Source organism: Cytophagales bacterium (genome assembly GCA_019456305.1).
GTDB lineage: Bacteria > Bacteroidota > Bacteroidia > Cytophagales > VRUD01 > VRUD01.
In genome coordinates this window covers 1-2,438 of the sequence record VRUD01000151.1, presented here as the reverse complement: position 1 = coordinate 2,438, position 2,438 = coordinate 1, and the positions used below count along the sequence as shown (strand labels likewise).

Genomic DNA, 2,438 nt, shown 5'->3' with positions numbered 1-2,438 from the left:
GCAAACGGAGTTAGTACCAATGTTATGATAGGAGGCAGCGCTGATAACCCAGCCTCAGATAATGATGCTCCTTTGATTGACCTTTTTATGGATGATGAATCTTTTGTGTTTGGCGGCATCACCGGGCAAAATACTGACCTGATCGCACAGTTGTTTGATTCAAGCGGAATCAACGTTGCCGGAACAGGGATCGGACATGAAATTACGGCAATCCTTGATAACAATTCAGAAAAAGTCATAGTTTTAAATGAATATTATATTACTGAACTTGATAGTTTCCAGGCAGGCACTGTTAAGTACCCATTGAAAAATCTGTCTCAGGGAAATCATTCGCTTAGGTTTAAAGCCTGGGATACTTATAATAACTCAGCAGAATCTTATATCGAATTTATAGTAGCTAATGATGCAGACATTGCGCTTGAACACGTACTGAATTATCCCAATCCATTTTCTACAAATACCACATTCCATTTCGACCATAACAGAGCAGGCGATGACTTAAATGCTCAGGTTCAAATCTATACTATTTCCGGAAAACTAATCAAAACAATTAATTCTTATATTCCTGCTGAAAGCAGCAATGCACATATTTCTGACCTTAAATGGAATGGCAGGGATGATTTTGGTAATAAAATAGGCAATGGAGTATATATTTATAAGGTAAAAATTCGTTCTGATAGAGATAATTCCAGTACCTTTGCGTTTCAAAAGCTGGTTATACTAAATTAACCCGGTGTCAATCCCGCAAAAAATATGCGGGACTAATAATACTAATGAAAAACACAATCTAATTATTTTACAGTGTCTATTTTCTTTATTCGTATAATTAGTGTCTGTCCATAAACTAAAATTATAAGAATAGCACCACGATTTATCGTGGTGATAATAATCAAAAAAATAAACTCTAAGTCCGTTTTAACGGACTTCAATAATTGGATATTCAAAGTGATTAAAGTCCGTTAAAACGGACTGTAAAATGGTGATGTCGTTTTTTCACCCTGATAAATCAGGGTGCTATTCTTATGAAAAAGTAACTTTAGAGACAGGCACTAATTAGTATTCATTCGTATATGATTTGTATAACATGAAAAAGCAACTTTTAACAATTTTCAGTATCTATCTTTTATTTTTTTCCACTGATCTATATAGTCAGAGCCAGTTAGGGCAGGATGATTCAGTTAGAACCATCACAACTGCTGTCCCTTTTTTAACTATTGCTCCTGACGGCAGAGCAGGTGCTATGGGTGATCTGGGAGTTGCTACAAGCCCGGATGCAAATGCAACATACTGGAATCCAGCCAAACTCGCTTTCATAAACAAAGAGTTTGGAATTTCATTATCCTTTACGCCCTGGCTCAGAAAACTAATTGGTGATATGGCACTCTCATACCTCACTGGATACTACAAGTTAAGTGAAGAACAAACGGTTGGACTTTCTTTACTATATTTCGATCTTGGCAGTATACAATTTACTGACAAAGAGGGTAATAATCTTAATATTTTCAATCCAAAAGAATACGCAATTAGCGCTGCATATTCAAGAAAATTAAGTGAAAATCTTGGGGTTGCTTTAGCTTTAAAATTCATTCATTCCAATCTTTCAGGAAATATATCACTTGGGCCTGAAACAGAAACGAAGCCTGGCAATACTGCTGCCGGTGATCTTTCTGTGTATTACCAAAAAGATTTCCTGATAAGGGGTAAGAAGATCAACTTTGCCACTGGTGCAAATATCTCCAATATAGGTGCAAAAATTTCTTATACCAACAATGAAGAAAAAGACTTTATTCCAACAAATCTAAGAATAGGATTTGCAACTACGGCAGATATAGATGAATATAATAAAATAACCTTCGCTTTTGATCTTAATAAATTAATGGTGCCTTCACCACCAGTTTATAGTATAGATACAACAAATGGGGGAAAAATAATTGTTAGAGGAAAAGACCCCAACAGACCACTTCTTAGTGGAATTTTCGGTTCATTTTCTGATGCACCCGATGGATTTAAAGAAGAAATGAGAGAAATTATGCTATCATTTGGTTTGGAATATTGGTACACAGATCTTTTTGCAGTCAGGGCAGGTTATTTTAACGAACATATTACAAAAGGAAACAGAAAATATTTTACATTAGGTATAGGTATCAGGTACCAGGTTTTCGGTTTAGACTTTGCCTATTTAACCACCTTAGAGCAAAATCATCCACTTGCCGAAACTTTACGGTTTACCTTGCTTTTTGATTTTGAAGCCTTTGGAAAACAGAAATCTATCATTGAATAATTATAACTATGAAAACTATCAAAACAACTACATTATTTATCGTAGGTTTTTTCTTGTGCAGTCATTTGGTCAAAGCACAAAAAACCTTCACATTCCAATCATTGGATGGTTTGCTTATTACTGCAGACCTTTATAGTGTATCTAAAGGAATTCCCCA

Annotated in this window: 2 protein-coding genes; both read left to right on the top strand. The window is 35.2% G+C overall.

All coding sequences use genetic code 11. The features are described 5' to 3' along the window. On the top strand, positions 1 to 729 hold a 729-nt coding region (locus FVQ77_17420; GenBank protein MBW8052084.1), incomplete at its 5' end, for a T9SS type A sorting domain-containing protein. A 355-nt stretch (positions 730 to 1,084) separates the two neighbouring features. Beyond that, the gene (porV, locus tag FVQ77_17415) at positions 1,085 to 2,281 is read left to right on the top strand and encodes a type IX secretion system outer membrane channel protein PorV (protein MBW8052083.1); all 1,197 of its coding nucleotides are present in this window, start codon (positions 1,085 to 1,087) and stop codon (positions 2,279 to 2,281) included. The last annotated feature ends 157 nt before the right edge of the window (positions 2,282 to 2,438 follow it).

Bases quoted from the DNA above. Each gene is read 5' to 3' on its own strand.
- porV (MBW8052083.1), top strand. From the start codon at position 1,085: ATGAAAAAGCAACTTTTAACAATTTTCAGTATCTATCTTTTATTTTTT.